This window comes from uncultured Porphyromonas sp. (assembly GCF_902489635.1).
GTDB lineage: Bacteria > Bacteroidota > Bacteroidia > Bacteroidales > Porphyromonadaceae > Porphyromonas.
The window spans coordinates 21990-47040 of sequence record NZ_CABUAN010000013.1 but is presented as its reverse complement, the minus strand read 5'-3'; the positions used below and the strand labels follow the sequence as shown (position 1 = coordinate 47040).

Genomic DNA, 25051 nt, shown 5'->3' with positions numbered 1-25051 from the left:
TCAGGCTCTCGCCCATTGACCAATATTCCTCACTGCTGCCTCCCGTAGGAGTTTGACCCGTATCTCAGTGTCAATGTGGGGGGTCAACCTCTCAGTCCCCCTATCCATCGTTGCCTTGGTAAGCCGTTACCTTACCAACTAGCTAATGGAACGCAGGCCTATCTCTTAGCGATTAATCTTTCCTCCTCTTCTCATGTGATCTAAGGAGAGTATGGTGTATTAGTCCGACTTTCATCGGGTTATTCACCACTAAGAGGTAAGTTGCATACGTGTTACTCACCCATTCGCCGGTCGCCGACGACGTATTGCTACATCTCGCTGCCCCTCGACTTGCATGTGTTAAGCCTATCGCTAGCGTTCATCCTGAGCCAGAGTCAAACTCTCCATTGTTAGTATTTTGTTTGTTTGTTCTCTGTATATAACACAAGACCCAGTAGCTATTGCTACACTCAAGCCTTGTCTCTAAGATGATTATTGTGCTATTATGCTTATTGTCCTCGCAGTGTAGACCTAGATTTTGATTGTCTTAGGTATTGCTTGATCTAGAACTTGCTCTAGATCACTACACTTTGATTGTTTAGTTATGAAATATATCAAAGATCGCTTCTATAATTCCCGTAAGCCTAGCCCTCGTTAGGAGCTCCAGCTCAAGACCCCTTCAACCTGTGAAGAGCGAACTGCTTTTTCTTTCGGGTTGTGAGTGCAAAGGTACGACAAGTTTTTGAAACCACCAAATATTTGGAGAAGTTTTTTTCGCCGATCGATTTCTATCTGCCGGAAGCTCGTATTAAGCAAGCTTCTAACCGGCTTCACAAGCGAGCTTCTAAGCTAGCTCTGCTAGCGTCTCGATCAGCCGTCGTCGTCACCAATCTCCAATCATGTATCGGACACTTCCGACCACCCTTTCTTTGGAGTTGCGAATGCAAAGGTACGACAACTTTTTGAATCCACCAAATTTTCGGAGAAGTTTTTTTTTTCGAGAGCCTCATCCCTGTGTCTGGCACCTATTATATATAGGAGTACCTAAATCGAATTCTTAGAGACATCTTATATATAGGGGTACCTAGATCGCATTTGCGAGGGTTCCTATTATATATAGTGTCCGTTAGGACCTAAGACCTCGACAAAGAAGCTGACAAGCAACTCTCTAGTCGTCAAAACTTGCTCACCACTCAAGGCTCTCCAGACACCTCCGAAGACCCGTTCTTTTGAGTTGCGAGTGCAAAGGTAATACAACTTCCCGAAACCACCAAACTTTCGACCAACTTTTTTCGGCGGATGCATTATAATCGCTCTTTTAGGAGCTACATATTAGCGACAAGCGAGGAATAGTTGAGGGCATTATATATAGAGACTGTTGCCTTTGCAACAGTCTCATATAATGTGTCAGCCCTCTAATCTCTAATAACATATCTTTACAGGGAAATTCGTCCGATTTCCTCCTTTCTCGAATATCCACGTGGAAAATCTCAAATCCCCACGTGGATATTTTTTATTTTCCACGTGGGCGTCATTCATTTCCTCCGAAGTTTCATTTGATTCCTCCGAGGAATTTTTTATTTCCTACCTGGGAAATAAAAATTCTCCACGTGGAGATTTTGAAATATCCACGTGGAAATCACTTTTTCCCGACATAGCACAGTTTCGATATGTAGTCAAATATGAATTATTGTAGTAAGCTGGCGTTAGGTTTCCCCAGTCAGGGCTGACGCATCATAATCGCTCTGTCAGGAGCTACACGTAACGACAAATGAAGAATAGATTGGACTGGGACTGTAACTATAAGCTACGTCTAGTCCGACCCACAAGGGGTCGACAAACTGCTATTGTCTTGCCCCCATGGGTCGTTCGGGGCTGTAGCCCCTCCGACCGACGGCTACCATGCGTCGGACCTCTTGCGAGGTCCTATCCATCGGAGAGTCATTAGAGGTTAGAGGTTAGAGATCGGAGGTCGGAGTGATCGGAGGTATCGAAGTGATACTGCACCGTGTAGGGACGCAGTAACAGACGCAGTGGAACTTGCCAAGAGCTAACAGCTAACAGCCAAAAGGCACGCGCTTTTCCATCGAAAAGTGCGTGCCTTTTGTAGAATTGACAGATCCCCTACAAAGAGCGACCTGCGTTTAGTTATTGTTTGCTCCTTACCGCTTGATGGTTAGTTGACGTGTCGTCAGTACACCAGCTCTGTCAAGGAAAGAAACTAAGTATGTGCCTTCGGGAAGTCCTTCAAGGAGCAGTACGGCATGCCCGTCTTGATCGGCTGTAATCGTTTGGAGTCGTCTACCATCCGTTCCGTAGATTATCACGTCAGTTTGGGGTGCTACGCCGAGCAAGTTTGCCTCGGATTTAGCAGGGTTCGGGTATAGCGAGATGCTCTCACGTGTGACAGCATCAACACCAGTCTTGAATGTGGCGGTCACCTTAACATCGCTCTTCACAACGAATCGCTTACTGGCGGTGATGTCCTCATCGTTTGCCATGAGCTTGTCCAGCTCATAGCCAGCTTCGGGAGCTACCTCTACGGTGAGCTCTGTACCATAAGGTACAGCTTCAAGAGTTTCCGTTCCCTTGATGACTATTCTTCCGTTTGCATTCTCCGAAACCGTTACTACATAGGAGAGTACGTTATCGACACAGTTTCCGTCTCGTCCGTCATATGGAGTCACTTCATCATCTCCGGCGTTGACAGTAGAATAGACTTCCCAATTCTTCGACTTTGCCATGCTGACCGCATATTTTGTTATCACATTTCCTACATTAGGATTCTGGTCTTCCGCCACTGTAACGGCAATGAATGTTGCATCGTCATCAGGATGTCTTTGTGGGAGCGAGGCTATGATAGCTTCCATTTGGCTGCAGGCTATCTGGTTGTCTTCACAATAAATGTAGCAGATCTGGGGACACTTAGAGAAGTCCAGTGTCCTAATTTGATTCTTATAGCATTCAAGCGACATAAGATCTGGGCATTTAGATAGATCTATAGTACTCAGTTTGTTGTCATAGCAGTACAACTGTTTTAGACTTGGGCATTGAGAAATATCTAATGTGGTCAACTGATTATTGCTACACCACAGATGAGTCAACTTAGGACACTGTGATGCTTTTATGGAGACTAATTTATTTGTATAGCAATACACCTGGGTCAAGCTTTCACAACCTGAAATGTCCAGGTCAGTCAAAAGGTTTGAACTACACCACAGATGAACTAATTTGGTAGAATTAGAAACATCCAACTTGGTTAGTTGATTACCTTCACAAAACAAATCGGTAAGTGCTTCGCATGGTTTGGTGTCTAAGGTAGACAGTTTATTGTCCCCGCACTTAAGCTTCTGAAGATTCTTACAGTTAGAAAGATCTAAGGACGCGATTTGATTCCTTTGACACCAAACAAATTGTAAGCTAGGACATGCTGATAGGTTAAGCTCTGTCAGCTGATTAGCGTGACATAAGAGCTTGGTAAGTTTCTTACAAGCAGAAAGATCAAGAGCGGCAATCTGGTTACTTGCGCAGATCAAGTTTTCTAAGTTCGGACAGCCCTTGACATCCAGTGCTGTTAATTCGTTGCTAGAGCAGCTTAGCTCTTTAAGCTTCTCCGCTTCAAACAGCTCGATGGAGGTCAACGAGTTATTGTTGCACTGAAATACCTCTACATCCCCCTGCAACGTAACCGTCTGTGCGGTCAGTGTGTAAGTTTGGTTATTACCATCGGCAACAATCTTTTCTTTTATACCGGTAGCAATGACTTTTCCCTCAGACTTTACAGCCAAGCTGATCGTTTCGCCGACTGCTTTGGCGGTTGTAAGTGCGATAGAGCTTGAGACAGGGACAGCGGCAGGTACATAATTCACATATTGCTCCTTAGAGGGATCCCAAGCTTTTATGCTCCACCCCTTTAGTTTTGCCTCATCCACATGCTCTTTTGTACAGACATTCTTTTCCAAAGTCTCGTCAAGGTGCATCGCATAAATAACACCGTCATTCGAAGCACTCCTATCTGGCAACGATTGGATTAGCTTTGTCATTGATAGAGCCGAAAGGTTGTTTTGAAGGCAGTAAAGCTCTTTTAACTGAGGAGCTTGTGTTAGATCCAATGACGTAAGGCCACCACCTTGTACTTGCAAAGAGCTTAAGTCGCTACAGTTATATAGTTCAAGCTCCGACAGGTTTGCTTTGGAAAAATCAAGCTTAGTAGCCTTGCTCTCCAAGCAGTACGATTGTTGATCCTGGAGAGTGACCTCTTTTAGTACAGTAGTAGCACTCTCTGCCTTAATTGTTTTTTGTTCATTTCCCCAGAATTGGATGTCACTACCCATAGGGGCTGTAACAGCGATCTCGATATCTGCGTCTTTTGACTTTTGAGTAGCAAACGACAGATAAGGATAGCTATCATTGGGCTTCACGTCCAGTGTCCATCCCTTGTCCTGTGCAGGCTTTAAGTTTGCTTTATCGGTGGAGGGATTGTAGCGGATAGAGAGATGCTTAAGATAGTCTGCCTGATAGGAGGGGACTGTCACATCCGATATATTTGGGAGCGTCTCTATGATGCTCTCTATTTTTTCGGGAGTAAGTTTATTCCCTGCTAATTGAAGGCAGAGGAGGCTCTCATTGTTAGGCGCAAGCTTCACATCTGCCAGAGAGTTTTGTGAGAGCCATACCTCTATCAATTCCAAGCATGGAGAGAGATCTATCGAGGTGAGCTTGCCATTCATCGCCTCGATGTTTTTCAATTTAATGGTATGCGAAAGGTCGAGCTCCGTAAGAGAGGTGTGGTGGATAGATATAGCCGTAAGCTCTTTACAGGGAGATAGATCGACCTTTTTCATCGGGTTGTACGAGAGAGTTAACCCGCGAAGCTCTGTACATTGTGTCAGATCGATATCGGTGATTTGATTTTTCCCCAAATTGAGGGCGACCAACTCTTGCAGCTTGCCCTGTAGGCTAACAGCCGTAAGCTGATTCTTGAAAAGATCAAGCATACGCAGATGAGGTGCCTCAGATACGGAAAAGCTACTCAGCTGGTTGTTGCGAATAGAGAGATCCATCATCTGACTCCCAGGGGCAAGCACTACTTCCGTTAGTTTGTTGTCCGACAAGTCTGCATTAGCAATACTTGCACTTAGTGTGACAGTACCCGCTAATTGATTTTGAGAGATGTCGATGTTTTGAAGACTACTACATCCACTTAGATCTATGGATGATAGTTGATTTCCCTGAGCCCACAAGTAGGTAAGCTTACTCTTCTTGCCTAGAGGCAGCTCTTGTAGCTTACAATAGGAGACGTTCAGCGAATTAAGTAGTGCTGCCTCTGAGAGATCGATCTTGGCAAGAGGGCTATTGCTCAAGTCGATATTTAGCAGCTTTAGCGATAGCCCGACCGTGGCTTGCGTCCATCCACCCGAAGGTGCCAGGATGTGCGAAATGGACTCTCCATAAATCTTGATGCTGCTACCCGACACTTTATCATAGATCGGGTTCTCTTCACCATAGCTCCCCTTGGTATAGCGCTTGGGGACACCGCTTCCCCAGTCTATCCAGAAGTAGTCTGTTGATGAGATTTGAATTGCCAAGTACTCGCCATTCTGCTTCTCGGTAGTGGCATCCAAAAGTGGCGTCGTCGGACGTACTTGTGCCTTCGTATCCAGCGAAAGAAGGAGTAAAAGCAACGATGCTAGTAACAATGCTCTTTTCATAGTAAGCCTGTTTTATAGATTAGACAACTGTTCGCTTTGCTGCAGGCACTATTGAGCCTGCACTATACGTACAGGTCAAAGGTAGCATTATTTCTCAAATAAAGAACTCTTTGTACGATGGCACAATTCTAATTCCGCTCGTCATGTAGGAATGAGTTCGGGCTCTAGCTTTGCAGTACTTCATACTGGCTATGCTAGATGAAGGCGTTCGCTCGATAGTCATTGTTGTAGATAGGAGCTTTTAAGCCAATCCACAAAACTCTCGACATCATCCTCCAAAGACCGATAGCCTCCCAACCAGTGCATATAACGATTCAAGAGCAGTTGCTGAAAAGATACGGGGACAGAAGAGAACTCTCCCCTATTAGCCATCGCGACAGGGGGGAAGGCAAGGTAACTAGACTGAGTCATTTGCTCGTCAATATAGTCTCCCTTAAAATTATTCACCCAGATATATTCATAGGACCAAAAGGCAGTCTTGTCTTGGTCTATACCGTCAAAGGGGCACTCTTCCTCGCCCTTGTAGTATCGGCATTGCTTGATCAGCTCGTCTCGTGTCATAGTTCATCGTGTTTTGCACTCCAAAGGTACGAACTAGCTATAGACTCCACAAATATCATCACAAACCTGCTCAACGAGCAGCAGAATTATCAGCTGTACTGGAGCTCTCCTCTCTACAAGTAAGGGACGCTTATGAGCTAACTAGGCAATGTCTGTCGTCAAGGAAGTAGTGAGAGCCACTCAAAACTGAGCGACAAAAGAACAGCCCCTACCGAGAGAGTAGAGGCTGTGTGCTTTTGAGACTTCGGACTGAAACCGCTATCGTCTCGGGTGAAGAAGACCGCCCATAGCGATGAACTCCACCGCAAAGATACAAACTAGTGAGCGACAGTCAAAACCTCTTATTGAAGTATAAGCGACTGAACGCCTTCTGTCGAGATGAGCAAGTATGCCCCCCGCGGAAGGTCAGAAACATTTAAGCGGTTCTCATCTGCTACAATGCGAGAAGTACGTAAAGCTTTCCCCGATAGATCACACAGGGTCACCTCTGTTCCATAAGCGAATCCGGACAATATAACGTAGTCGCTAGCTGGATTAGGATACACCTTGCAGTCTTGAGGTGCAGGGCTGTAAACTCCCACTTCACTACCTCCATAGTCAACATAGGAGTCATTGTCTAGATCATAATCCCCGACAGTCCAATGCTTGGACTTAGCAATGGCAACATCACTCGTGAGACAGATGTTTTTCTCATTTGGATCTTTCGTGCAGATGACAAACAGCTTAGCGTTAAAGAACTCTGGAGCATCAGATAGACTCTTTACGAGTTCAGTCATCTTCTTTCCTTTGATTTGATTGCTAAAGCAGGAGAGCGTAACCAGCATCTTGTTGTCTTGTAGGATTATCTCTTCGATATTGTTGCTAAAGCAAGACAGCTCCTGCAGGTTTGGACAGAAAGAGAGATTTAGAGAGGTCAGTTTATTGGCAAAACAAGATAACTTAGAGAGATTAGGATGCTGCGTCGCATCTAGCTCTGTCAGCTTATTACCATAGCACCACAATTGTGTTAGTTGAGAGTCAGGGCCAAAGTTTAGTTGTGTCAGCTCGTTCTCATAGCACATCAACTCCAATAGCTTCGAGCAGTCGCTTAGATCTAGACTAGAGAGCTTATTGAGTCCGCAGTTTAAGAAGAGCAGTTCTTTGTGATCTACGAGGTCTAGCTCTGTTAGTTGATTGCCTGCACAGTAAAGAGCAGAGAGGTTTTTATTTTTTGTCACGTCAAGCTTCTTAATGCCATTAGCTTGACAGCGTAGTGAGCGTAGCTCTAAGCAGCGCGTCACGTCTAGCTCCTTTATCTTGTTGCTATCACAGTCGATGAGTTCGAGGGATGTGTTGAGGGATAAATCTATGGAGGCAAGTTGATTGCTGACACAGGATAGCTCCTTGAGGGCTACATTGTGGCGGAGATCTATCTGCTCTATCTTATTGTGTCCGAAGATGAGGCTCTCCAATGCTACACATTCCTGTGGATGCAAAGTCGATAGCTTATTATTGGCGCAAGAGAGACTTCTTAGTCCCTTGACATCTGTTAGGTCAATGTCGGATAGCTCATTATTAGCACACCCTAGCACCTTCAGTTTATCGCCTTTAGGAAGGATGAGTGACTGCACCTTATTGCTATTGCAGACTAAGCTCATTAGTGAAGGGGCAGCAGAGGCATCTAGAGCTGTCACTTGATTGTTAGAGCAGTCTAGCATAGAGATGTTTTTACCCTTGATCTTTAGAGGCTCCCCCTCACGCTCGATCTCATACTCAGAGATGCCCATACTAGTGAACTCTCCCTTAGCACCTTCGATATTGAGCTCATCAGCTCTAATGATTAGATAGAGCGTCTCTCCCTTCTTGAGGTTAGTACTCAATAGGAGACTATCTGTATACTCCGACTGTGCAAAGAGACCACAGCTCGTAGCAAGGAGGAGTAAGATGGAGAGTAGATAAGTAGTCGTTTTATTCATAAGTATTGTATGTTTAGTAAGTTAGTCTACTTTGTTGTACGGGACTCTCCAATTGGGCTTGATTATACGACAAATCTAGGCCTATAGGAAGAGGAGCATTTGGGCTGATGCTTGCTACATCAGCCCACAAGCTACACCTCAGTTTCTGTTTGCAAAGATATCTGTTTATCTTTTCTTTTGCAATAGCTTTCGCAACTGGATGCGGCGGATATCACGAGAGGCTCGCCGTGGGAGCGTACAGCGGGGATGTCTGACAGGTGGGGGTACGACCACGCAGGGAGGAAATCGGGAATTTCTCGGTGGAGATTGTTCATTCTCCACGGAGGAACTGGAAAATTCTTCGGACTTATGATTTCATTCTTCCGAAGTTTCATTTCATTCCTCCGAAGTTTTATTTCGCCCCTCGGTGAAGAATTTTCATTTCCTAGTGAGCTATCGGAGATTTCCTCCGTGGGAGTCGGAACCCGCGCTCAAGAGTTCGTTTTTTGCTCGGTCAGGGACGTATATATAATAGTAGTCTGAGGAGGCTTTCGTCACTTGATAGCTCCAGGCACTCGTGTCATCGGATTGTCTGGCGGAAGGTGTCGACGACCTGGCGCATATCCTCGGGTAGATAAGCGAGGGCGCGCTGCTCTATCTCGGCGGGTATCCCGAAGTGCGCCTCGGCGAGGCTCCCGGCGATAGCTCCTATGGTGTCGCTGTCGCCACCGATGGAGATGGCGAGGCGAATAACCTCCTCGAAGGTGCGCCCCGCTAAGAAACAGACTATCGCTTGTGGCACGGTCACCTGGCAAGTCTCGTCAAAGCTGTTGTGCTCCCGGATGTCGTCGACCCGCTGTGTGAGGTCATAGTGATAGGTTTCCTCGAGATGCTTCTTGAGGTCGGCTTTGCTCGCCCCACCTCTGAGCTGGTAGATGGCGTCTGCGATAGAGACCGCCCCTTTTATCCCCTCGGGGTGGTTGTGGGTGCACTCGGCGCTGGCCTTAGCTTGCGAGAGGACGGCGTCGCGAGTGGGGAGCCAGCCACAGGGTGAGACGCGCATAGCACTGCCATTGCCAAAGCTGCGATACGGCACTGGTGGGGTCGTGTAGATCCACTGATGAAAGCGTCCGCCGTAGGCTCCTTTAGGATGGGGGTAGCGCCTGCACCAGGTCTGCAAGGTATCGGCAAAGTCCGCCCCTCTCAGTAGAGCATCGGCAACGGCTACGGTGCAGATTGTGTCGTCCGTATAGTTGCATCCATCGGCAAAGAGCTCGAAGTCTGTGCGGTGGGTATTTGCGAACTCAAATCGTGATCCGACGATGTCTCCTACTATTGCTCCTAACATAACTTGCTTGTTGTTTGGCACAAAGATAATGTTTCCCTGCGAGTCGGGATGCAGACCATCGGGACGCAAGCCGTCGGGAGGTCGGTTGTATCAACAGCATCGTGGTTTTAACGGGGACGGACGCACGAGCCGTGCGTCCCTACACATCATTACTCGTGATATTTGCGGAGTTGAGATTGCGGGCGGTGTGTGCGGCGGTACGTTTTTATTGCGTACCTTTGCGGTGGCGACTGTACGAGGCTGTTTGCACAGAGCTGTGGCGCACGCCAGCGTGCAGGTATGCAAAGGCCCCTGTAGTTCAACGGATAGAATAGAAGTTTCCTAAACTTTAGATCTGAGTTCGATTCTCAGCGGGGGTACGCTTGCGGGGTGTCAAGTTTTTTGTACCTTTGCAGTCGATTTACTTCCTAAGTAAGGTTTGTCAAGCGCTCGTCGATAGTATGCAGCCACCTTACGGGACTATATAATAATAGTAACAGACGAACGTAATGTACGCAATTGTTGAAATCCAAGGTCAGCAGTTTAAGGTAGAGGAGGGTCGCAAGCTCTTCGTGCATCATATCCGCGAGGCGGAGCAGGGTGCAGAGGTTACCTTTGACCGGGTTATGCTCCTAGACAAGGACGGAGCAGTCGCAGTAGGTGCCCCGACGATCGAGGGCGCACAGGTAGTATGTGAGGTGGTATCTCCACTCGTCAAGGGTGAGAAGGTGCTGATCTTTCATAAGAAGCGGAGAAAGGGCTATCGCAAGCTCAGAGGGCATCGCCAGCAATTCTCCGAGATACTAGTAAAGCAAATCGTAGGATAATTAAAGACTCTAAGGAATCATGGCACATAAGAAAGGTGTAGGAAGCTCCAAGAACGGACGCGAATCCGAAAGCAAACGCCTAGGCGTTAAGATCTTTGGAGGCGAAGCCTGTAAGGCTGGTAACATCATCGTACGTCAGAGAGGTACGCAGCACCACCCAGGTGAGAACGTGGGCATGGGCAAGGATCATACCCTCTATGCACTGACAGACGGTACGGTCGTCTTCACTCAGACGAGAGGAGATCGTAGCTTCGTCTCTGTAGCGGCACACGAGTAGTCATCACTTAGTGACACATCGCTAAGCTCTACGCTACACAATACAACAGCCCCTCCGCCTCCTATCCCTTCGTTTAGTAAGGGTTATGAGGTAGAGGGGCTTGACATTTTTCATTCTTCCAACATTAAGACTGTTGACTTTTGCAACAGTCTCATTATTACCTAGGCAGCTCCTCTGGATTATTTACCTTGCATCGGGTAGACAGTGTGCTATCTGAAGAAATATTACTATCTTTGCATCGTAATGAACCGGTTGAGGTCGTACGGCTCACGAGCAGTTGACTCAGCTTAGGTATGGAGGAGGAAGCCATGCGACAGCGGTTCCCTCCTTTTTGTATATAAACCATCGAGTATCATGATAGATCTAGCAGTACTCCGCACAGAAATAGAGCAGATGCTTCACGAGGACGAGTTCATCGTGGAGATAACTAGTAGCCCAGGGGATCAGATCCGCGTAGTGATCGATGCCATGGGAGGCTTGCCCATCTCTCGCTGTGTCGAGATCTCTAGAGCCATCACGCAGCTACACGATCGTGACGAGGAGGAGGACTATGCCCTCGAGGTGTCGTCACCCAGTCTCTCCGATCCGTGGCAGGTCTACGAGCAGTACACACGTCATCTGGAGGCACCCGTGCAGGCGGTCGATGCGTCAGGCATGAAGTGGCACGGCAAGCTCCTAGAGGTCGGTGCGCGGGGTGCTGATCAGCTCCCCGAGTACGTCGTCCTAGAGATCGAGCGCACAGAGACCATACAGGATGGCAAGAAGAAGAAAAAGCAGCAGATCATCGAGCCACACCGCATCGAGCATGATCAGCTCAAGCGCATCTCGTACGACCTAGACAAGGCACTCTGATAGCGATCCCCCTCCCCCACCATTACTTAGATATACTAGTCCCACAGACAGAGACCCAACATACATATATGGCTAGAAAGAAAGAAGCAACGAGCTTAAAGGTTCTACTCACTGAGTTCAAAGAGCTAAAGAACATAGACGAGGAGACGATGCTCCACGTATTAGAAGACTCCTTCCGGAGCATCCTCGCTAAGATGTTTGGTTCAGACGACAACTTTGACGTGATCATCAATGCGGATAGCGGAGACTTTGAGATCTGGCGTACCCGCGAGGTGGTTGCTGACGACGCTGTCGAGCGGGAGAACGAGCAGGTAGCCTACACGGAGGCTCGTGAGATAGATCCCGAGGCAGAGATCGGAGATGATGTGACCGACTCGGTAGACTTCCTCTCCTTCGGTCGGCGTGCCATCGTCAATCTACGCCAGACCCTCTCGAGCAAGATCTTGGATCTGCAGAAGGAGCACTTCTACCAAACCTTCATAGAGCGTGTAGGAGAGCTGATCACGGCCGAAGTTTATCAGGTGTGGAAGCGTGAGACTCTCCTCGTCGACGAGGATGGCAACGAGCTCATCATGCCCAAGAGTGAGCAGATCCCTGACGAGTACTTCCGCAAGGGCGATAGCGTCCATGCCGTCATAGCTCGTGTAGATAATGAGAACAATAACCCTCGTGTCACGCTCTCACGCACTAGCCCTGAGTTCCTCAAGCGTCTTTTCGAGATCAACGTCCCCGAGATCGCTGACGGACTGATCACCATCAAGCGTGTAGCACGCATCCCAGGCGTTCGCGCCAAGATTGCTGTCGAGTCGTACGATGATCGCATCGATCCCGTCGGCTCTTGTGTCGGTATGAATGGTAGCCGCATACGTGGCATCGTCCGGGAGCTACATGGGGAGAACATTGACGTCCTCACCTACACGGCAAACGATAGTCTCTTCATACAGCGTGCGCTGAGTCCGGCTAAGATCTCTTCGATCGAGCTCTATCCAGAGACCGCCAAGGCAGAGGTTTACCTACGTCCAGAGGATGTGCCTCTAGCTATTGGTAAGAACGCCAGCAACATCAAGCTAGCGTCCGTCCTGACAGGCTTTGAGATTGAGGTATTCCGTGATGCAGCTGATACGACCGAGGAGGATATCTACCTCTCCGAGTTTAGCGATGAGATCGAGGACTGGGTCATCAAGATGCTTCTAGACATAGGTCTCAACACGGCTCGTGCCGTCCTGACCACATCTCGCTCAGAGCTACTTAAGAAGACCGATCTGGAGATAGAGACCATCGACCGTGTCCTCCGCATCCTCTCGTCCGAGTTTGACCTTGAGGAGCTAGAGGAGATGGGGCTACCACAGGAAAACATTGACCTGCTCAAGAGCCCCGTGCCTACGCAAAGTGAGATCGCAGAGGCGATCATCGAAGACCTCAAGGAAGACGAAGCCACCGAGGAGTAAGCAGAGCACACCACCAGCCACTGTATAGGGGTGACCGTGACTGGACCCATTCATTAAGGATAAGAAATACCGAACCCCACCCGTAGACGAGCAATCAAGAGAAATATATGTCCATAAAACTGTTTAGCCTAGCCAAAGAACTCAACATCGGAGTCAACACGCTTGTCTCCTTCCTTAACGACAAGGGTAAGGAGGTAGACAACAACCCCAACACACGCATCACGGAGGATGAATTTAATCTCGTCTTGCGCGACTTCACGCCGACCTTTGATGAGGAGACTGTGGAAAGAACCAAGAAGAAGTTTCTCCGCAGCAAGAGTGCGCCTAAGGCTAAAGCAGAGGAGCCTGCCAAGACAGCAAAGACCGAAGCGAATAGCCCCGAGGAGCAGCCCACCAAGGCTAAAGCTTCAGCAGCTAAGAAGGGCAAGGCAGAGCCAGACATCCCCACCACGGCAAGCACCTCACAGGTCAACGTCGTGGGACGTATAGAACTCGACAAGCACAACAACCCCATCTCGGCCTCTACAGACAAAGCCTCCACGGCTACTCAAGAGGAGCCTGCCAAGCCTAAGGCAACAGCTAAGACGAGCAAGACCAAGAGTACGACTAAGAGTACGACCAAAAGCACGCCCAAAAGCGCGAGCACGGCTAAGCAGAAGGAGACTACGCCGGAGGAGCCTGCCAAGCCGAAGGCAAGCACGACAACCGAGCAGCCGAAGGCCACTACGCCAACCAAGGAGACTAAGGAGGCTCCCGAGACAAAAGAGACAAAAGAAACAAAGAGCGAGGCTAAGCCCGCAGAAAGCACCAAGCCCTCTGAGAAGGCTTCGTCTAAGGAGCAGGAGAGCGACGCCTCTAAGGAGTCCACACCCGCTGCTTCTAAGGAACCTGCACAGAGCGAGGCTAAGCCCGAGCCTGCCCAGGAAGAGCCAAAGCAGAAGGCTGCCGAGCAACCAGTCGCTGCCGCATCAGAGCCAGCTGCCCAGGAGACACCCGCACCAGCTCCCAAAGCAGGTGCACCCACCGAGACTCCTACCGAGCCCAAGGGTGAGGATGCGACCGAGATCTTCCGCATTGCTAAGAAAGAGGACGAGCCACAGCTCAAGGTGGTCGGCAAGATCGACCTCAGTAGCTTTAGCAGCTCTCGCTCTCGCAAGTCTAACAAGGACAAAGAGAGCAGTCGTCGCAAGCGCAAGCGCATCTCCTCAGGAGCTGTCGATGTCAAGAGCGAAGGTGCCAAGATACAGGACGACCGCTCAGGCAAGAAGGGCGGTCACACAGCAGCTCCACAGCGAGGTGAGCGCGGAGGACGCAACGAGCGTCGCACTGGACGTAAGAGCAGACGTCAGGAGCCTGTCTTGACTCCCGAGGAGCAGGACGAGCTAAGAGCTAAGCAGGTCAAGGAGACCCTAGCACGGCTCAACAACAAGCAGACCGTCTTCGGGCGTGCTGCTAAGTCTAGACGTGAGAAGCGCGAGGCACGTCGTGCCGAGTTTGAGCGTGAGCAGGAGCTCTCCACACAGGACGAGAAGGTACTCAAGCTGACTGAGTTCGTCACCGTCAGCGACCTAGCCAACATGATGAACGTACCCGTCACCGACGTCATCTCCACCTGTATGAGTATCGACATGATGGTGTCGATCAATCAGCGTCTTGATGCCGAGACGATCAATATCGTTGCCGAGGAGTTTGGCTACGAGACCGAGTTCGTATCGGCCAACGTCGTCGAGGCGATCACCGCCGACGAGGAGCCAGACAAACCTGAGGATCTAGAGCCTCGTCCACCTGTCATCACCATCATGGGTCACGTAGACCACGGTAAGACATCACTACTCGACTGCATCCGTCGTTCGGACGTTATCGCAGGCGAGGCGGGCGGTATCACGCAGCACATCGGTGCGTACAATGTGACCCTCTCCGATGGTCGTCGCCTCACCGTCCTAGACACACCTGGTCACGAGGCCTTTACCGCTATGCGTGCTCGTGGTGCGCAGATTACAGATATTGTGGTCATCGTCATTGCGGCAAACGATGCCGTGATGCCTCAGACCATCGAGGCACTCAACCATGCGAGTGCCGCTGGCGTGCCGATCATCTTTGCGATCAATAAGATCGATGTCAGCGGTGCCAACCCCGATAAGATCCGCGAGCAGCTCGCTGGTATGAACTACCTCGTCGAGGATTGGGGTGGTAAGTACCAGGTACAGGAGATCTCTGCGAAGAAGAACATCGGCATCCCTGATCTACTAGACAAAATCTTCCTCGAGGCTGAGCTCCTCGAGCTTAAGTCCAATCCTCATCGTCGTGCCTCCGGCTCCGTCATCGAGTCTTCACTAGACAAAGGCAAGGGTTACCTCGCCTCCGTCTTGATCCAGCGAGGCACCCTCCACATCGGAGACTTCATCCTAGCTGGCAGCTACTACGGACGTGTCAGGGCTATGTACAACGAGTACAACAAGCGTGTCGACACCGCTGGGCTATCCACGGCCGTCTCCATCCTCGGCTTCAATGGGGCGCCGACGGCAGGCGATGACTTCAACGTCATGGAGAGCGAGCAGGAGGCTCGTGAGCTAGCGGTCAAGCGTGAGCAGCTACAGCGTGAGCAAGGCTTGCGTACGCAGAAGATGCTCACCCTCGACGACATCGGTCGTCGCATCGCTGTGGGCAACTTCCAGCAGTTTAACCTCATCATCAAGGGTGATGTGGACGGCTCCGTACAGGCACTGGCCAACTCCCTCATCGAGCTCTCAACGAAGGAGATCCAGGTGAGCGTCATCCATCAGGGTGTCGGTCAGATCACCGAGTCAGACATCCAGCTGGCTACGGCATCCGACGCTGTGATCATCGGCTTCCAAGTTCGTCCTAGTGCTCAGGCCCGCAAACTCGCCGAGCAGGAGGGCGTCGAGATCCGCACCTACTCCATCATCTACGATGCTATCGAAGATGTGCGCGATGCGCTCGAGGGCATGCTCTCGCCAGACATTCGCGAGCAGGTCACAGCCAATCTGGAGGTGCTGCAGACCTTCAAGGTCAGCAAGATCGGCACCATCGCCGGCTGTATGGTCACCGATGGCAAGATCAAGCGTACCGACAAGGTGCGCGTCATCCGCGATGGTGTGGTCATCCATACGGGTCAGTTGGAGTCACTCAAGCGCTTCAAGGACGAGGCCAAGGAAGTGGTCTCAGGTCTCGAGTGCGGTATCAATATCAAGAACTACAACAACCTGGAGGTGGGCGACATCATCGAGTCCTTTGAGGAGATCGAAGTTCGGCGCAAGCTCTAGTCCCCTACCCCAACACATTTGTCTAAGTGGCGACTGCTTCTCACAGAGGAGCGGCCGCCACTTTTCTTTTGTCTCATCCCCAGCCTCTGTTAGTTTCATATCATTGCTGTCCGATAAAAGTCAGAAAGGGCATACCGAGGGGACTCAATCGCTGAATTGAAGCGGTTGAGCTTTCTGATTTTGCTTTCCAAGTCTCCCTTTTGGGCAAAACGTCTTCTTGACCTTCAAATATCACTGGTTTTTCAACAGTGTCGCCACCTAAGCAAATGTTTTTCAGTGAGTAAATCGGCTGTCTGATGAAATAAGAAACTCTTCTTCCGTTGAAAAACATTTATCGGACAGCAATGCTTCTATATAAGGCTAGTGACACAAAAGCTTGAAGATGTGCATGACGCCTTGCATATCAACGACCTTAGCTATATATAGTCCGACCTCCCACGAGGGGAGGTCGTTATGCGGGGTGTACCCATCGGCTCCCCCAGTCGTTCGGGCTATGCCCTCCGACTGGGGGCTAGGATCCGTCCGACCGCGCTGCGGTCGTTCCTCTCTAAGCCTGAGAGCGAAATGTCATTGTCATCTGTTGTGACCTCCGCAGGAGGTGATACGAAGGATCCATATTACAGATACACGTCGTTTGTGACCTCCGCAGGAGGGGATCCATATTACAGATACACGTCGTTTGTGACCTCCGCAGGAGGGGATACGAATACACGTCGTTTGTGACCTCCGCAGGAGGTGATACGAATACACGTCGTTTGTGACCTCCGCAGGAGGGGATACGAATACACGTCGTTTGTGACCTCCACAGGAGGGGATACGAATACACGTCGTTTGTGACCTCCGCAGGAGGTCAGACGAATCATAGCCCCCAGTCGGAGGGCGTAGCCCGAACGACTGGGGGGGACAAGACGTTGCCCATTGATCGACCCCTTGTGGGTCGGACTAGGAGCAGCAAACACATTTGACTTGATCGAGGGGGCGATAAACTGGCGACCTATCGGGGCACACGGCTAGTTCTAGTCAGAGGGCCTCATTACAGCGGAATACTCACAAGATATGCGGGATTGCGGGATCTAGGGTAATTGATGTGGTCAGCCTTCTTTTTTACTACCTTTGATGAGCAATCGAGTCTAGAGCGATATATGTTTTACGAGTTAATCAAAGAGGCAGGCGATGCCTGGTGAGTACAGCCCGACTGCCCCTATCAGCCATTTCTACAGTACATCTTGGAGCGGGGCAAGCTACGTGATGCGCAGATAGAGGCTATACGCCACTACCTTTACCTCAAGGTGGCACACGACAGTAAGCCTCTATATCAGATATTTACCGAGCACACCTTTGGCACCATCACCGATGACGATATCAGCCAAAGTGGTTGCTACTTTGCGACACAACAGACTCCTACGAAATGGACTTCCTATACCTTGAGGAGCAGAAGATACGAGAATTCTTACGATCGTAGACGTTATGAGTACAGATAATTATATCTCGCTTTATTATCACCTCGTCTTCTCAACGAAGGAGCGGAAGCCGTCTATCCTTCCTGACATACAGGAGCGCCTATATGCCTACATACAGGCTTGTACCAAAGCGGGATCCTACTCTGTTATAAATGTAAATGGTATGACGAATCATATCCACATCTTACTGGTTGCTTATTCAGGAGAGTTTGTTGTCTCACACTTTGTCCGAGAGATCAAGAAGTCGACCAACAAGTTCCTAAACACAGAGGTAAGTACACGTGGATCTTTTGCTTGGCAAGAGGGGTACTTTGCGAGTACTGTGAGCCGTCGGGATGTCGTAGCTGTTAGCTCCTATATTGATAGGCAAAAAGAGCATCACGGCAAGCTTGGCTTTGAGAAAGAATTAACAATGATATTTGGATTAGGTGCAGCTCAAGATGAGTCACACTCGTAACCCAAGTTTCACGGGAGAGGACGTGTAGCGGCTGCTGGTAGCAGGCGATAGCGTTTGTGGTATGGACTTTGTGTCCTACAGATTTTCATTGCTGTCCTTTCTGCCTTTTATTGGATAGCAATAGTTTCACACGGGTGAAACTGGAGTGCGAGCGGGAGGAAAGAGAAAGGAGAGGGGATTTATTGTTACCTTTGTGGTAGGAGACTGTTGCCATAGCCTCCGCTGAGGGTTGCTCTGCTGGCTCCGTGGTGGAGATGACAGGCTTCTCTCTCCGCATTTACCGCTTCACCGTATGTCTCACACGACTTCCCCATTATCGTTTGTACCCTCCCCGCAGCCCGAGGGTTATCGCTACTATAATATACAGAGCGACACCGACCGCCAGCTCTTGGCCAGTCAGTGCAAGGAGCGATTGCAGGCCCTGCACCGCATACCCGTCGAGGAGCGGGCGCAGTATCATCGTGAGCTAGAGAAGCTACTCGGAGAGCTCGGCGAGGGGAGTTGGCTGGTGACCCCATTCTTCTGCGACTACGGGAGCGAGATTGAGGTGGGGAGTCATACCTTCATCAATAGTGGTTGCACCATGCTCGATGGCGGGCATGTGACCATTGGCGACCATGTACTCATCGGTCCCTCCGTGTCGCTCTACAGTGTGGGGCATCCGCTCGACCTCGAGGAGCGCGCTGCCGGCTGGGAGTTTGGCATCCCGATCATCATCGAGGACCATGTCTGGATCGGTGGTGGCTGCACGATCCTCCCCGGTGTAACCATTGGCCGTGGCTCCGTGATCGGTGCGGGGAGTGTCGTCACCAAGAGCATCCCCCCGATGAGCCTGGCCGTGGGCAATCCCTGCCGTGTCATTCGTTCGCTCAGCGATTCTGCCGCCCCTCAAGATTAACCCGTTACTTTTACCCTATCTGAACTATGCCTACGCTCTATCTGCTTGACGCTTATGCACTGATTTACCGAGCTTACTACGCCTTCATCAATCGTCCCCTCGTGGATGCGCAGGGGCGCGACACGAGTGCGCTCTACGGCTTCGCCTCCACGCTACAAGACATCATTGACAAGGAGCGACCCGACTACATCGCCGTGGCGATGGATATGCCGGGAGGAACCTTTCGCCACAAGGAGTACCCAGAGTACAAGGCCAATCGCCCCGAGACCCCCGAGACGATACGCTTCTCGATGCCTTATATCAAAGAGTTGGTGCAGGCTTACCAGATACCTCTGCTGGGGGTCGAAGGGTACGAAGCGGACGACCTGATCGGCACCCTGAGCCGCCAAGCTGTCGAGGCGGGCTACAATGTGCGCATGGTCACACCAGACAAGGATTACGGGCAACTCGTCGGACCGCATGCGCAGATGTTTGCGCCACAGCGCACGGGGTCAGGCTTCGAGCTACTAGGTGCCGAGGAGATCACCGCTAAGTACGGCATCCGCTATCCGCTACAGATGATCGACTACTTGGGGCTGGTGGGAGATAGTTCGGACAATGTGCCCGGCTGTCCAGGCATTGGCAAAGTCGCAGCGCAACGACTCCTCGAGGAGTTTGACTCGATCGAAGATATCTACGCACGCATTGACCAGGTGAAGCCGACCTATGCGAAAAAGCTCCTCGCAGCCAAGGAGCAGACGATGCTCTCGCGGCATCTCGTCACCATCGTGACCGACGTGCCGGGAGTCACCTTTGACCCAGATCAGATGAAGTGGCGAGGCCCCGACCACGCCGCTGTGGAGCGCATCTTCAAGGAGTTTGCCTTCACCTCGCTACTGAAGCGCATCGGCAAGCCCGCAGAGAGCACTCCTCAGGTGGGTCTCTTTGACCTTGGCGGTAGCGCGACGCCAGCTAGTTCGCCAGCCACGATTGAGGTGTCGGGTCCCGTGAGTGCCGCAGCTCCTCTAGAAAACTATAAGACGGTTGGCGTGACCTTTACCGAAGTCAAAGGTTACGAAGCAGTGAACCAGCTCGCTAAGCAGTTGGCGGGCAGCTCCGTGGTCGCCTTTGACACTGAGACCGATAGCCTCGATGCGCTCTGTGCGGGCATCGTCGGCATGTCGCTCTGTGCCGATGAGCAGCAGGCTTACTTTATCCCGCTACCCGAGTCGGCCGAGGAGGCTACGCATATACTTTCTCCGCTAAAGGAACTAATGCAGGACGAGCGTGTGCTCAAGGTGGCGCACAATGCGAAGTTTGACCTAGAGGTGCTGACACGCTACGGACTCCCCGAGGCGCGCCCGCTCTACGACACCATGCTGGCGCACTACCTGATCGATGCCGACCAGGGGCATAGTCTCGACGAACTGGCCGGCGGCTTGCTCCGCTACGACACGATACGCTACAAAGATCTCTCGTCTCAGGAGAGCTTTGCGCTACGCACCGACGTAGACCCCAAGCTCCTCTGCGACTACGCCAGCGAAGATGCCTACGTGACGCTACGCCTGTACCACGCCCTGCACAAGCAGCTCTCCCCTACCGAGCAGCGTCTCCTCACCGAGGTGGAGATACCGCTCCTCTACGTGCTGATGCACATGGAGCAGCGTGGCATCGTCCTCGACATTGAGGCACTGCAGCGCTCCCGTCAGGAGCTACTCGAGAGCGTCCTCCGCCTAGAGAAGGAGATACAGAGCTACTCCTCACGAGGGCTTAACCTGAAGGTCAATAGTCCGAAGCAGATCGGCGAACTGCTCTTCGATGAGCTTAAGATTGTGGAGAAGCCACGCAAAACTAAGACTGGTAGCTATGTGACCAACGAGGAGACGCTCCTCCCGCTGCGCTCGCTCCACCCTGTCGTCGCACTCATCCTAGACTACCGTGAGGCGCGCAAGTTGCTCAACACCTACATAGATCCGCTGCCCAAGATGTGCTACCCCGATGGCAAGCTCCACACTTCGTACAATCAGGCGGTCACCGCCACGGGCAGGCTCTCCTCGAGCAATCCGAATCTGCAAAACATCCCCATCCGTAGCGACCTTGGGCGTCCCCTGCGTCGTGCCTTTGTCGCTGATCCGTACTACACCCCGCGCCTTTCGGCTTGCGTTCCTGTGGATCACACCCATGAGGAGCCAATCGGCGCTGTCCTGCTCAGTGCGGACTACTCGCAGGTGGAGTTGCGCGTCATAGCGCATCTGAGCCAAGACCCAGCGATGATACACTCCTTCCTCTCGGGCGACGATATTCACACGGCGACAGCTGCTAAAGTCTTTAAGGTGGCTCCCGAGGAGGTGACCCCGCTAATGCGCAGCAAGGCGAAGACGGCTAACTTTGGCATCAACTACGGCATCACGCCCTACGGTCTGAGCCAGCGTCTCAACATCCCCGTTGGCGAGGCTGCCGAGCTGATTAAGGAGTACTTCGCCACTTTCACCCATATACAAGCCTTTATGAATGAGGCGATAGCGCTGGCCACCGAGCGAGGCTATACGGAGACCGCCTTCGGTCGTCGCCGGCAGCTACGCAACCTCCGCACGGCGCGTGGAGCCCAGCGTGGCAATGCCGAGCGCAACGCGATCAACGCACCGATCCAAGGCACCGCCGCAGACATCATCAAGATCGCTATGATACGTGTCGAGGAGGAGCTGACGAAGCAACAGCTACGCAGCTACCTCGTCCTGCAGGTGCACGACGAACTGGTCCTCAACGTCTATCTCGACGAACTGGATCGTGTCACAGCCCTCGTTCGTGAAGCGATGGAGGGTGCCTGGCCCGAGTGTTCTGTACCGCTTGTCGTGGAGATCGGCACCGGCAAAGATTGGCTCGCAGCGCACTAATCCACCTGAGACAGAGAGGATGATGAGCCAGCTCACCCACGCCACACAGCGACTAGCGCGCACCTTGAGCCGTAAGGGAGGAGATCGCCTTAAGCTCCTCTCCGTCCTCGGTATGCACCTCTTGAGGAGACGCTACATAGGCGTTTTCATTGACCCTATCTTAGCCTGCAACCTCCGCTGTCAGATGTGCTACTTTAGCGATCCTGAGTATAGAGCTACGCTGCGTGGCAAGCTGACCACGGACGACTGCGAGGCGATAGCGGCTCATCTCTTTCCCCAGGCACTCAGGCTACAGATCGGTTGCGGTGCCGAGCCGACGCTCACCCCAGAGACGATGCTTCGCCTCGTACAGCTGGGCCAGGAGTACCACGTTCCTTGGATCTCTGTCATAACGAATGGCAATGCCCTGACCGAGGAGACCCTGCAGGCACTCGTGACGGCGGGACTGAGCGAACTGACACTCTCGCTGCATGGCACCACGCAAGCGACTTATGAGCGGCTGATGGTAGGTGCCGAGTGGCAACGATTTGTCACGCTACTAGAGTGGTTGAAGGCGCTAGACAACCCACCCGCCGTACGGCTCAACTACACGGTCAATCGCGACAATGTGGAGGAGCTAAGCCGTCTACCCGACTTAATCCGTGACTATCCCGTCCGAACGGTGCAGATACGCCCCGTGCAGAAGATCGGCGAGAGTGCCTACAAGGAGTTCGACATGGCTCCCCTCGTAGCGGCCTACGACCGGGTCATAGCGACTACGGTAGAGCGGCTCTGTGCTGAGGGGATAGAGGTCATTTGCCCCAGCAGTAAGAAGATGAGCCAGACAGCCAAGCCGCCTCGACGCTTGGCAAAGCTCTTTGAGGAGGCGACCTATTACTACATCTCCCCGCAAAGCTTCGGGCCTCAGGATGTGGACTTTCGCTCGGTCTCGCTCAGGAACTATGCTCGCCAGTCGCACCTCGTCGGGCGGCTGTTCCGTGCCATCTTCACCCAGCGCAATACCTACGCAGAGCGCGACACCCACACAACCAAAAAGCTAAACTACTAGTTCCCCGCTCCGCTCCTCCCTCCGAAAGCATACGAACTGCGCGCGGCGATATACGACCCCAAAACGAGACTGTTGCAAAAGTCAACAGTCTTCATCAGGGCAAACTCACTGCCGACCTGTCACAATAATTTAGACCCAACGACATATCGAAACGGCACCATGTCGGGGAAAAGTGATTTCCACGTGGATATTTCGAAATATCCAGGTGGATATTTTTTATTTCCCAGGTAGGAAATAAAAAATTCCTCGGAGGAATCAAATGAAACTTCGGAGGAATTTTTTGACGCCCACGTGGAAAATAAAAATTCTCCACGTGGGGATTTGAGATTTTCCACGTGGATATTCGAGAAAGGATAGAATCGGACGAATTTCCCCGTAAAGATATGTAAACAGGAACTAGAGGTTAGAGGTTAGAAATTAGAGGGGAGAAGTTAGAGGGCATGGCTGACACATTATATATAGTGACCTCATCTATGCCTCGCTTGTCGCTCATGTGTAGCTTCTAAAAGAGCGATTATAATGCGTCAGCCCTGAGCCCTGATCGTTCTCCCCTCTCCGAACGGATGAAAATGCCTATCTTTGCATAGCTAGGTACATAAAGAGTCTGAGAGCTGTGTGAATCGATGCGTTTGAGCATGTTGTGTCTAGAGATCCTACAAAAAGACGACTAACGCTCTATCGCCACCCAATATAATATCGCTGAACTCTTAGATGTAACACTAGGCGACCTAATTCAATCATGTAGATCCTAAGAACTTATGCGTCCATTGCAAAAAGGAGACATTTCAGAAGATGGAAGTGTTCGTATTGTTGATGTAGATCGGCTTTGCTATCTAGTCGAGTCCAATAGTAGAGGAGCAAGAGGGCTCCGTACAATCTCTAAAGAGTTGCTCAAAGAGTACATCGACTACTGGAGTAACCACCCAAACTCAACGTCAAACGAAGCTAGAGCAGCTTTGAGTGGGCAGAGTGATATTGACAAGTTTGAATATGGATACACTGCAACTTTGTCTGTAATGGCGGGTATGTACCTTAAGGGAAGCTTAAGGAATCAGCCTCACTCATCTCAACCCCTTCAAGTAATTTACTACGGAGCTCCAGGGACTGGCAAGTCATACCAGATCAAGAGTCTGCAAGCTACTGGAAAGAAATTAATTCGCACTACATTTCACCCTGACAGCGACTATTCAACATTTGTAGGGGCTTACAAGCCCACAATGGAGATTGTGCCACGAAATGAGAGTAGCGGTACTCAAGTGGAAGAAAAGCGAATCGTGTACAACTTCGTGCCTCAAGCCTTCCTCAAGGCATACACTCAGGCGTGGGAGCATTATCCAGAGCCTCAGTATCTAGTTATTGAGGAGATCAACCGAGGCAATTGTGCACAGATCTTTGGCGATCTCTTTCAGTTGCTAGACCGTAATAGTGAGGGCTTCTCAGAGTACCCTATTGTAGCGGATAGTGACATCTGCAAGTACCTTGAGGAGCACTTCCAGCAGGATGGTAGCTTTGCTCCTGACGAGCGCATTGAGGAGGAGATTAACGCACTCTACTCAGAGGAGTATGAGGATGTCATGAGCAAGGTGAAGTCTGGAGAGCTACTCCTACTCCCGAAGAATCTTCATATCCTCGCCACGATGAATACGAGTGACCAAAGTCTATTCCCCATTGATAGTGCTTTTAAGCGGCGCTGGGAGTGGGAGTATGTCCCCATCCGTAATGCACAGAGGGGGTGGGTCATCGAGGCTGCTAGCAAAACATGGGACTGGTGGACCTTCCTAGAGCAGATCAATAGCAAGATAGGCAGTGTTACCGATAGTGAGGATAAGAAGCTCGGGTACTTCTTTGTCAAGCCCCAGGACAACCAGACAATCTCTGCAGACACCTTCGTGAGTAAGGTGATCTTCTACTTATGGAACGACGTCTTTAAGGATTACGGGTTTAGTGACAAGGAGTTTCAGACGGCAACGGGTGGTCAGATGACCTTCCCGATGTTTTACGAGACCGAGGTTCAGGGACAGCGTGTGAATGAAGAACTCGTCGCTCAGTTTCTAGACAATCTGATCAAGGGAGACGATATAGTAGAAGCGACTGACAGTCAGGCGTAGATAAAGT

14 protein-coding genes, 1 tRNA gene and 1 rRNA gene are annotated in these 25051 nt (G+C 51.0%); 12 read left to right on the top strand and 4 right to left on the bottom strand.

Going from position 1 to position 25051, the window contains the following annotated elements:
• From RDM37_RS04075 to RDM37_RS04060, 4 genes are all read right to left on the bottom strand, one after another.
• Window positions 1-390: ribosomal RNA gene (locus tag RDM37_RS04075) — 16S ribosomal RNA — on the bottom strand; the annotation flags it as partial.
• A 1751-nt stretch (window positions 391-2141) separates the two neighbouring features.
• The gene (locus RDM37_RS04070) at window positions 2142-5690 is read right to left on the bottom strand and encodes a leucine-rich repeat domain-containing protein (RefSeq protein ID WP_308555226.1); all 3549 of its coding nucleotides are present in this window, start codon (window positions 5688-5690) and stop codon (window positions 2142-2144) included.
• A 902-nt stretch (window positions 5691-6592) separates the two neighbouring features.
• Window positions 6593-8206 carry a T9SS type A sorting domain-containing protein gene (locus tag RDM37_RS04065; protein ID WP_308555224.1) on the bottom strand — a complete coding sequence of 538 codons (1614 nt, stop codon included), beginning with the start codon at window positions 8204-8206 and terminating at the stop codon, window positions 6593-6595.
• A 559-nt stretch (window positions 8207-8765) separates the two neighbouring features.
• A complete protein-coding gene (locus RDM37_RS04060) occupies window positions 8766-9533 on the bottom strand; it encodes an ADP-ribosylglycohydrolase family protein (RefSeq protein ID WP_308555222.1) in 768 nt (255 codons plus the stop codon).
• Between the two features lie 287 nt (window positions 9534-9820).
• Here RDM37_RS04060 and RDM37_RS04055 point away from each other — a divergent pair.
• The 12 genes from RDM37_RS04055 to RDM37_RS04000 all read left to right on the top strand — a co-directional run bounded on the left by RDM37_RS04055 (window position 9821) and on the right by RDM37_RS04000 (window position 25044).
• Window positions 9821-9892, top strand: a tRNA-Arg gene (locus RDM37_RS04055).
• Between the two features lie 129 nt (window positions 9893-10021).
• Window positions 10022-10339 (top strand): 50S ribosomal protein L21, encoded by a 318-nt coding sequence (rplU, locus tag RDM37_RS04050; protein WP_293965567.1) that lies wholly within the window; start codon window positions 10022-10024, stop codon window positions 10337-10339.
• Window positions 10340-10358: 19 nt separating this feature from the next.
• Window positions 10359-10616: a 50S ribosomal protein L27 gene (gene rpmA, locus RDM37_RS04045; RefSeq protein ID WP_293965569.1), complete on the top strand. Its 258-nt coding sequence runs from the start codon at window positions 10359-10361 to the stop codon at window positions 10614-10616.
• Window positions 10617-10970: 354 nt separating this feature from the next.
• The gene (locus RDM37_RS04040) at window positions 10971-11468 is read left to right on the top strand and encodes a ribosome assembly cofactor RimP (protein WP_308555220.1); all 498 of its coding nucleotides are present in this window, start codon (window positions 10971-10973) and stop codon (window positions 11466-11468) included.
• Window positions 11469-11536: 68 nt separating this feature from the next.
• Complete coding sequence (gene nusA, locus RDM37_RS04035) at window positions 11537-12916, top strand: transcription termination factor NusA (RefSeq protein ID WP_299369039.1); 1380 nt, start codon at window positions 11537-11539, stop codon at window positions 12914-12916.
• A gap of 107 nt (window positions 12917-13023) precedes the next feature.
• Window positions 13024-16200, top strand: coding sequence for a translation initiation factor IF-2 (gene infB / locus RDM37_RS04030; protein WP_308555218.1), 3177 nt, complete (start codon window positions 13024-13026; stop codon window positions 16198-16200).
• A gap of 1226 nt (window positions 16201-17426) precedes the next feature.
• On the top strand, window positions 17427-17681 hold the full coding sequence (locus RDM37_RS04025) for a hypothetical protein (RefSeq protein ID WP_308555216.1): 255 nt from the start codon (window positions 17427-17429) through the stop codon (window positions 17679-17681).
• Window positions 17668-18117 carry an IS200/IS605 family transposase gene (tnpA, locus tag RDM37_RS04020; RefSeq protein ID WP_308555214.1) on the top strand — a complete coding sequence of 150 codons (450 nt, stop codon included), beginning with the start codon at window positions 17668-17670 and terminating at the stop codon, window positions 18115-18117. Before RDM37_RS04025 ends, tnpA begins: the two co-directional genes overlap by 14 nt.
• A gap of 292 nt (window positions 18118-18409) precedes the next feature.
• Complete coding sequence (locus tag RDM37_RS04015) at window positions 18410-19015, top strand: sugar O-acetyltransferase (protein WP_296951189.1); 606 nt, start codon at window positions 18410-18412, stop codon at window positions 19013-19015.
• Window positions 19016-19041: 26 nt separating this feature from the next.
• Window positions 19042-21888 (top strand): DNA polymerase I, encoded by a 2847-nt coding sequence (polA, locus tag RDM37_RS04010; protein WP_308555212.1) that lies wholly within the window; start codon window positions 19042-19044, stop codon window positions 21886-21888.
• A 22-nt stretch (window positions 21889-21910) separates the two neighbouring features.
• Entirely contained in the window at window positions 21911-22936 is a 1026-nt protein-coding gene (locus RDM37_RS04005; protein WP_308555210.1) for a radical SAM protein, read from the top strand.
• A 758-nt stretch (window positions 22937-23694) separates the two neighbouring features.
• Window positions 23695-25044: an AAA family ATPase gene (locus RDM37_RS04000; RefSeq protein ID WP_308555208.1), complete on the top strand. Its 1350-nt coding sequence runs from the start codon at window positions 23695-23697 to the stop codon at window positions 25042-25044.
• Window positions 25045-25051: the final 7 nt, after the last annotated feature.

Coding starts and splice junctions, on each gene's coding strand:
- RDM37_RS04070 (WP_308555226.1), bottom strand. CDS start 5,690: ATGAAAAGAGCATTGTTACTAGCATCGTTGCTTTTACTCCTTCTTTCG.
- RDM37_RS04065 (WP_308555224.1), bottom strand. CDS start 8,206: ATGAATAAAACGACTACTTATCTACTCTCCATCTTACTCCTCCTTGCT.
- RDM37_RS04060 (WP_308555222.1), bottom strand. CDS start 9,533: ATGTTAGGAGCAATAGTAGGAGACATCGTCGGATCACGATTTGAGTTC.
- rplU (WP_293965567.1), top strand. CDS start 10,022: ATGTACGCAATTGTTGAAATCCAAGGTCAGCAGTTTAAGGTAGAGGAG.
- rpmA (WP_293965569.1), top strand. CDS start 10,359: ATGGCACATAAGAAAGGTGTAGGAAGCTCCAAGAACGGACGCGAATCC.
- RDM37_RS04040 (WP_308555220.1), top strand. CDS start 10,971: ATGATAGATCTAGCAGTACTCCGCACAGAAATAGAGCAGATGCTTCAC.
- nusA (WP_299369039.1), top strand. CDS start 11,537: ATGGCTAGAAAGAAAGAAGCAACGAGCTTAAAGGTTCTACTCACTGAG.
- infB (WP_308555218.1), top strand. CDS start 13,024: ATGTCCATAAAACTGTTTAGCCTAGCCAAAGAACTCAACATCGGAGTC.
- tnpA (WP_308555214.1), top strand. CDS start 17,668: ATGAGTACAGATAATTATATCTCGCTTTATTATCACCTCGTCTTCTCA.
- RDM37_RS04015 (WP_296951189.1), top strand. CDS start 18,410: ATGTCTCACACGACTTCCCCATTATCGTTTGTACCCTCCCCGCAGCCC.
- polA (WP_308555212.1), top strand. CDS start 19,042: ATGCCTACGCTCTATCTGCTTGACGCTTATGCACTGATTTACCGAGCT.
- RDM37_RS04005 (WP_308555210.1), top strand. CDS start 21,911: ATGAGCCAGCTCACCCACGCCACACAGCGACTAGCGCGCACCTTGAGC.
- RDM37_RS04000 (WP_308555208.1), top strand. CDS start 23,695: ATGCGTCCATTGCAAAAAGGAGACATTTCAGAAGATGGAAGTGTTCGT.